Source organism: Sphaerochaeta sp. S2 (genome assembly GCF_016406725.1).
GTDB lineage: Bacteria > Spirochaetota > Spirochaetia > Sphaerochaetales > Sphaerochaetaceae > Sphaerochaeta.
This window is the reverse complement of the sequence record NZ_JAEKNT010000329.1, coordinates 1-7,310: the sequence shown is the minus strand read 5'-3', so window position 1 is coordinate 7,310 and position 7,310 is coordinate 1. Positions and strand designations below refer to the sequence as shown.

Here is a 7,310-nt window from a genome sequence, read left to right as displayed (position 1 = left end):
ATCAAGCAGTATCTGCTTCACCTCATCAGCTGCATATCCTTTGGCGATACCGCCGAGGTCAAGGGCCATACCCTCCTCAGGCAGATATACTTCATAAGCTTCTGCATTAAGCTCCACCTTGGTGTAGTCAACCAAGGGAAGCAAGGTTGCAATCTCCTCATCGGGGGGTCTTCTTGCATTCTCCCCTCCAATGTCCCAAGCTTGAACCAACGGTGCAATGGTTGGATCGAATGCTCCCCCACTCTGGCGGGCTATCTCAAGTGCTTTCTCGATAACTGCAAAGGTATCAGGAGAAACCTGTACGGCTTCCTTGCCTGCATTGGTATTAACCAAGGCAATCTCACTGGAGTCTGTATGGAGGCTCATATGGTTCTCAATCTCCCTGATCCGATCAAAGGCAGCAGAGAACGCTTCATCGCTGGGGTGGTCGTAGATGGTAATCTTGCAGACAGTCCCCAGCATGAGAAAGCTCTGCGACTCTGGTTCAGTCGCAGGTTTGTCGCAGGATACAAACAATAAAGAGATCCCTATGAGAACTATCAAGAGTAATGGTATTCGGTATTTCATATACAGCTAGGCATTATGATAAAAACAACAGGAAGATGCAACGCCTTAACACGACAACCAACAGGTCGTCGTGTACAGAGTTGGCGACCTGTTGTTTTCATTATGCTTTTAAATTATTCAGTTCTGCAGAGCGCTTTCATCCACCTGGGCATCAACGGCTGCCCTGCTGATGGATTCAATTCCATTCAGGCAACCTGCCTTGGTAGTATACCCGTCCTCAGCAATCGCAACATTCAAGCCGTTTGAAGCCAAGAGCCGGTATCGATATTTCCCAGCGCTGTCAAAATACACCTCATACTTTGGGTATTTTAGCGAAGGACCTGGTTTTTGTAATGTCTGGTCCTCTATCGGGGAGAGGGCATTCTTCTTGATTGTCTCCACACCTTCCCTGCAAGTCGCAAGACTTGAGTAGTTCTTGCTGGTAAGGACCGTCTGATAGTTTGCAGCTTGAAGGCTGAACCGATAAAACCCCTTTGGGGTCTTGGTAATAATGAATCTTCCTGACATAGGCTACTCCTTCTGTGGTGTTATATTCAGTATATGAAGGGGTCACAGTAAAAAGCAAGAAGCAGACATTGGTTCCCAAACATAGCCTTGACCAACAGCAATTCAACGCTTACCATGCACATGCTGGATCTGGAAAAACGGAACGGGGTGTGATTCCCCGGCGGTCCCGCCACTGTAATCGATGATGAAAGCAGACAATGCCATTGTCCCTTTGAGGACGAGAAGGCCTGTCAGTAAGAAGAGTCGTAAGCCAGGAGACGTTTCCAGATAACAATTCTTCGTGGAGAAAGAAACAGCTATGATTATGTATATCGTCCAGATATTTCATACTCCCATGCACATACTATTTCCACGCAGGATGACCAGACAACACTCTCTGGAGGCTCTTCATGCAGAAGCGCGGAACCTTCTCTCTGGTCTTGTTGCTCACCGTCTTTTCTCTATTTGCAACGCAAGATCTCGTTGATCTCGGAACAGCATATGAATTGGTCATTGCTGAAACACCACTTTCCGAAGCGGAAACCAATACAGCTTCGTCTGTTTCTGTTATCACGCAAGAACAAATTATGGCATACAACGCACAGACAACGGCTGAGTTGGTAGGAAAGGCTATTGGGACTTCTTTTAACTCTGTCGGGGGTCTTGGCTCACTCCAGACCGTGGTAATTCGTGGAGCAACTTCATCCAAGAACCTCATCTATCTGGATGGAGTGCTCCTCTCCTCCGCCCATGATGGGACTGTAGACCTATCCATCATTCCCATTGACATCATTGAACGGATTGAAATTGTCAAAAGCGGACCAGGCAACCTAGGCAGGACCAATGCAATAGGGGGAATGGTCAACATCATAACGAAGAAAGGACAGCAAAGTGAAACACCATTCTCACTCTCCTTTGAGAACGGTTCCTTCCTGCCCCTGGCCTACGGTACAAGCAGCTCACGCAATTGGCTCTCTTTGGTTGATAGTCAAAAGCTTGATTTCTCATACACCAGTGAAGACATTGTCGCCACCATTGGAGGTCTTGCGGCCCAGAATGCCTACACATATAAGGATGATACTCCTATCATAAAACTTAGAAAAAATGCACAAGTGTATGGAATCAATGGATCTATCTCTTATAATAAGGATATAAGCAAGTCAATGAATCTTTCATCGAACAGCTATGCAGATTATCAAGATTTAGCTGTCCCTGGAGGATATGTAATAAATCCTTTGTATGACGAAGGGTTGACGCCAGATGACTATAGCAAAGGTTTTAATTTCAACACCACAAATAAAATTGAAGTTACCGATGTGAACGAATTAATTGAAAATGTTACAGCACTTGCAAGTTATAATTTCAGCAGATTATTCTTCCATGATGAAGTTGACTTTTATAACGGGATGGTTACTACTGAGAGCACTCACAATAAACATAAAGCATCAGCTCAAATTGACGCAAAGTGGAACGTTGGACAAACGTATGTATTGAACACAGGGCTTTTGTACACCCTTGATTATGTTGACAGTACGGCAATTGGAAAGCGCACACGACATACAATATCATCATCTGCCCATGGAAGTGCATATTTTCTCGATGGCAGGCTATCCATACATCCCAGTTTGAACATCGCATATCTAAGCGACAATGCAATGATTTCTCCTAATGCTTCCCTAGGTATTATTTATGCAGTTGTCCCAAATACCGATGTTAAAGCGAGTATCAGTTACGCGGAAGATGTTCCAACATTCTCTGCACTATACTGGCCTGGATATGCAAATCCAGACTTGAAAGCAGAGAAAGGAATAAATGTTGACCTGGGTGTTGACACCAAAATCGGACCACTATCATATGAATCTGTTCTTTTTGGTAGAGATGTCATTAATGCAATTACAGGCAACACCAATATCGACCACAGCGTCTACCTTGGCACAGAACAATCAGTGGAGCTTGAACTTGCAGAGCAAATCACCTTACAAGCCAGCTATCTCTACAACAAGAGTTATGATCTCTCAGGAGGAAATACCTTTGCTGACAACGTAGAAGTTTGGGGTAACAGAAACCACACAGCCAAAGGTTCACTGTTTTTGACCCTTGATCGCTTTGAAAGTGTAGTCAGTGCTGAGTATCTTGGAGCAACCAGCTCACTTGACAGTGCATTCCTGCTCAATCTCAGTGTTAACATGCAGGTCAACAAGAAGCTCAAGGCATACCTTGCCGTAGACAACGTACTCAACACTTCCTACGAACTTACCAGTGGATATCCCATGCCAGGAACTAAGATCAGAATTGGAGGAACCGTACGGTTTTAACCTATGGAAATAACCAACCTGATACTGATCATGAAAAAGGGGGGAGCGGTCATGTGGCCGCTCTATGCCCTATTGGTCATAACCATGGTACTCAGTATAGAGCGAGGAATTACCCTGTTCCTGATCTGGGAAAACCACTCGAGAATGCATATGCGAGAGATAGAACCCGTACTCTCTATTCTGGATCTTATTGCCATGATCGCCCCGGTGATCGGGTTCCTAGGAACCGTAACCGGCATGATCAATGCATTCAGATCGGTAGCTGAGGCCTCTTCAGTACAGCTTCAAATCATTGCTTCAGGGCTGTATGAGGCTCTCTATACTACGGCATTTGGCTTGATTATCTCCATTATAGCTACAATCAGCAGTTTCATACTTGAGACTGCAAGTACAATGTTATGCGAAACCGAAGAAACCTAGGGCAACCAAGTGACATTGCCTTCCTCCTGATCATCTTCTTCCTGCTTCTCTCGGGTATCGCTTCTTCGGGAAGTGTACCCATCTCACTTGAGAGTTCAGAAACAACCAAAACTCCTGAAACAGCTCTCATCACTCTCACTATCCTGGAAGATGGATCAATACTTCTAGGTGATGAAACGCAAGCGTTACAATCTATTGCTCAGCTCATCGCATCAGCCAAACATGTTTCCATCATAGTGGAAAGAAACACCTCCTGGCAGCATGTAGTTACCCTCCTTTCAATTATTGAGCAGCAGAGCACGGCATCCTTCTCCCTGGAGCTTTCCGATGAATAAAAAATACCGGCATGGTCCCAATTCCACAGTTACCGACATTGCTTTCCTCTTGCTCTTGTTCTTTCTCATCCTTGCCATCAGCACCCAGCAGACTCCTCTGCCACTACAAGCAGCTTCCGCACACGCAGAGATCCTGGAAGATACAGACATTTCAACAATTGTTGTTTCTCATACAGGAGAACTGTTCTTGGATGGATCTTCTATAGCTCTTGACTCTATTCCGAGGCAAGATACATACGCACTGCTTGCTGATAGAAACACTCCTTATGAGATCATCCATCCAATCATCACGTTTTTGAAAGAACGTGGTGTTGGTACGCTGTATTGTCTTGTGGAGGACCATCCATGAAGCGTATGCAAAGAGTATTCCTGATCATTGTCTTGGTATTTTTATCAATACTGATCCTCTTTATCCCTTTGAAAAGAAATGAAGGAAAAGCAGTAGAAACAGAGGAGGAAATGACTCCAATAGCCATGCTCTCGATGGATCGATTACAGGCACCGCTTCGTATACCTGTGGAGCCACTGAAAGAGGAAGAATCAGACGCACTTGCCGAGGAGCCAATTTCCGCTGCAGCCCCTACACAACCTGTTCATTATGAGGATGAAACAGGGATAAAAGAAGAAACAGATCAAATGCCAAAGGAAAACAATCCGCCGAATAATACCCTTGATGAAGCGGAACAGGAGAATCCAGGAGAGGATGGATATTATTACACGATTGACATGGTAACAACCCGCCCTCAATTCGACCTTTCCCTGCTTGCATCGAGCATTGTGTACCCTACGCTAGCAAGACGGCAGGGAAAGGAAGGAACGGTACTCTTGCGGTTGTTCATTGATGAAAAAGGAATTATTGAACGAATCATCGTGGAGGATGACCCTGGCTATGGGTTTGCTGATGCAGCCATCGCCGCATTCTCCAATTTCCAGACAACGCCAGCAATTCGTGAGACATCTCCTGTTCCTGTCACACTCCTCTACCCGATACGTTTCTCCTTACATAACGAGTAGCTACTGTGTGCAAACCGCGCAGTCGATACTCAGCAAGGTCTGCAGTTCATACAGGGGACGATCCCTGAGGTACTCTTCCTTGGTTGCACCATTTGAAGAAGAGAGAATAATTCCTTCACGGTCAAGGAGCAGAAAACCTGGAATGTAGAACCGATGCTCCCCAAGTAGTTCCATCACCCCACTCGATTCTCTCAGTGAGTATGGAATGTAAGGAAATGAATAGGAACCTTGGTCAAGGAAAGCATGCAGGTTTTCATCTGACTGATCATTGACGTGGCCGGCAAAGATGATTTCCAGGTTGTCTCCATACATCCGTTTATACAGGGAGTATTGCTCTTTCAGTTCTTCTGCATACTCCACACAATACGGACACCAATCGGCTGCATAGTAGACAAGCAGGTAATCAGCATCCACCATGACAGGATCGCCCTGCCGGTCATGGGCACTTTTTACGATCTTTTCATAGGCGTTCATGGGTTCACTCGGTATCGTCTTACAACCAGAGAGCAACAAAAAACCAAGCAGGATTACGGTAAGCATACGTTTCATGGTAATAATATCCTTTACTCACAGAACTGAAACCTATTGTAGCTGAAGCAAGGATGAAAGAAAACCAAAAAAACTCATGTACAGATAATTGGCAATTACACAGCACAGGTAGTTACACCTCATTTCATTATACACCATGGGGGTATGTAATAAGAGAACAGCATCAAAACGCACCTGATGGCTTCTATGAAGGTATTTCTTCCCTTGTTCCCTACTTGACATTATACCCTACGGGGGTATATAAGTAAGATATGATACAGGAAATCAAGACAAAGCTCGATCCCAGGCTTGCGAGGATCGAGGGACAGGTGAAAGGGATTCGGAACATGGTACAGGAAGATCGGTACTGTGTTGATATTCTGCTACAGCTTTCGGCGGTGATCTCAGCATTGAAGAAAGTTGAAGACATGGTGATGGAGAACCACTTGAACACCTGTGTTGCTGATGCTATGAGAAGCAACGACGAGGATGAACAGAAACAGAAAGTGGCTGAGTTGATGGATGTGATCGCAAAGTTTCGCAGACAATAAAAAAGCAAGCAATCGATTCGACTGCTTGCCTATGGGCGATGCCAGGATTGAACTGGCGACTTCCACGATGTCAACGTGGCACTCTCCCGCTGAGTTAACCGCCCGTGTAAGTACAAGAGGGATAGTAGCGGAAAAACCGTGGTCTGTCTAGTGGTAATAAGAAAAAATCCCCCTCCAGAGGGGATGATAGGAGTATAGATTCATGAAAACAATCATTCTAACCAAGGGAATGCACTGCAATGGATGTGAAACCAGAATGGTGAACGCATTAGAGCAGATAGAAGATATAAAATCGGCCAAGGCCGACGCAAAGAGTGGCAAGGTTGTGATCAAACACAAGAGTGAGGAGACCATTACCGACGCCAAGAGCTTGATCGGTGAAATAGGTTTCGAGGTGGTAGAGTCATGAAAAAAGAGATACAGGTAGGAATCGGTGGGATGACCTGTGCTTCCTGCTCCTCTGCTGTAGAGCGTACGCTCAACAAGCTTGACGGAGTGGAAAAGGCCCAGGTAAATCTTGCCACCGAGACTGCTACCATCTCCTTCGATGAAGATTCACTCGGACTCGAAGGGATCAAGAAGGCGGTCTCCAGAATCGGCTATACGGTAGTCGATAAACTCGATGCAAAAGAGAAGGATGCAGAGAAGCAGAAAGAGCTGAAGGCTCTGGGAAAGCGCCTCACCGTCTCTGCTGTGCTGAGTGTTGTCCTGATGGTAATTGCCATGGGCCCGATGCTCGGTCTCACACTCCCCTTATCCCCTCTTACCAATGCCCTGCTCCAGATGGTACTGGCACTCGGTACCATGGTAGCTGGCTCAGCGTTCTTCACCAAGGGTTTCTCAACGCTGGTGAAAAGAGAACCCAATATGGATAGCTTGGTAGCACTGGGGACCTCAGCGAGCTTCCTCTACAGCCTTTGGGGGGTCTCTGAGATATTTATGGGGAACCATATGGCTGCCCATAATCATCTCTACTTTGAAGGAGTTGGTGTGATCATTACCCTGGTGATGCTTGGTCGCTATCTTGAGCATCGCAGCAAGGGAAAGACAGGAGAAGCCATCAGGAAACTGATGGAGCTTGCTCCCTCCACTGC

At 45.9% G+C, this 7,310-nt stretch carries 11 protein-coding genes, 1 tRNA gene and 1 riboswitch; of the genes, 8 read left to right on the top strand and 4 right to left on the bottom strand.

Annotation, left to right across the window (positions count from 1 at the left end; translation table 11 throughout):
• The coding region (locus JF818_RS09585) for an FAD:protein FMN transferase (RefSeq protein WP_198891790.1) at positions 1–567 on the bottom strand (567 nt) is incomplete at its 3' end.
• Positions 568–684: 117 nt separating this feature from the next.
• Positions 685–1,074 carry a DUF1508 domain-containing protein gene (locus JF818_RS09580; protein ID WP_198891789.1) on the bottom strand — a complete coding sequence of 130 codons (390 nt, stop codon included), beginning with the start codon at positions 1,072–1,074 and terminating at the stop codon, positions 685–687.
• 107 nt (positions 1,075–1,181) lie between these two features.
• Positions 1,182–1,357: riboswitch (cobalamin riboswitch) on the top strand.
• A gap of 106 nt (positions 1,358–1,463) precedes the next feature.
• Here JF818_RS09580 and JF818_RS09575 point away from each other — a divergent pair.
• Genes JF818_RS09575 through JF818_RS09555 form a run of 5 tightly spaced genes read left to right on the top strand, consistent with a single transcriptional unit; the run spans position 1,464 to position 5,137 of the window.
• On the top strand, positions 1,464–3,368 hold the full coding sequence (locus JF818_RS09575) for a TonB-dependent siderophore receptor (protein ID WP_198891788.1): 1,905 nt from the start codon (positions 1,464–1,466) through the stop codon (positions 3,366–3,368).
• A 3-nt stretch (positions 3,369–3,371) separates the two neighbouring features.
• Entirely contained in the window at positions 3,372–3,788 is a 417-nt protein-coding gene (locus tag JF818_RS09570; RefSeq protein WP_198891787.1) for a MotA/TolQ/ExbB proton channel family protein, read from the top strand.
• Positions 3,767–4,123, top strand: a complete 357-nt coding sequence (locus JF818_RS09565; RefSeq protein ID WP_198891786.1) for a biopolymer transporter ExbD — start codon at positions 3,767–3,769, stop codon at positions 4,121–4,123. Before JF818_RS09570 ends, JF818_RS09565 begins: the two co-directional genes overlap by 22 nt.
• Positions 4,116–4,472 (top strand): biopolymer transporter ExbD, encoded by a 357-nt coding sequence (locus JF818_RS09560; protein WP_198891785.1) that lies wholly within the window; start codon positions 4,116–4,118, stop codon positions 4,470–4,472. The genes JF818_RS09565 and JF818_RS09560 overlap by 8 nt, the downstream gene beginning before the upstream one ends.
• Positions 4,469–5,137, top strand: a complete 669-nt coding sequence (locus JF818_RS09555; protein WP_198891784.1) for an energy transducer TonB — start codon at positions 4,469–4,471, stop codon at positions 5,135–5,137. Before JF818_RS09560 ends, JF818_RS09555 begins: the two co-directional genes overlap by 4 nt.
• Here the strand turns inward: JF818_RS09555 and JF818_RS09550 are convergent, their stop codons facing one another.
• Positions 5,138–5,686: a thioredoxin-like domain-containing protein gene (locus JF818_RS09550; RefSeq protein WP_198891783.1), complete on the bottom strand. Its 549-nt coding sequence runs from the start codon at positions 5,684–5,686 to the stop codon at positions 5,138–5,140.
• A 251-nt stretch (positions 5,687–5,937) separates the two neighbouring features.
• On the opposite strand from JF818_RS09550, the gene JF818_RS09545 reads away from it, so the two are divergent.
• Entirely contained in the window at positions 5,938–6,216 is a 279-nt protein-coding gene (locus JF818_RS09545) for a metal-sensitive transcriptional regulator (RefSeq protein WP_198891782.1), read from the top strand.
• Positions 6,217–6,248: 32 nt separating this feature from the next.
• On the opposite strand, the gene JF818_RS09540 is transcribed toward JF818_RS09545, so the two are convergent.
• Positions 6,249–6,320: transfer RNA gene (locus tag JF818_RS09540), tRNA-Val, on the bottom strand.
• A gap of 98 nt (positions 6,321–6,418) precedes the next feature.
• Here JF818_RS09540 and JF818_RS09535 point away from each other — a divergent pair.
• Both JF818_RS09535 and JF818_RS09530 read left to right on the top strand, forming a co-directional pair.
• Positions 6,419–6,625, top strand: coding sequence for a heavy-metal-associated domain-containing protein (locus JF818_RS09535; protein WP_198891781.1), 207 nt, complete (start codon positions 6,419–6,421; stop codon positions 6,623–6,625).
• Positions 6,622–7,310: cation transporter (locus JF818_RS09530; RefSeq protein ID WP_233067135.1), on the top strand; the 689-nt coding region annotated here is incomplete at its 3' end. The genes JF818_RS09535 and JF818_RS09530, both read left to right, overlap by 4 nt.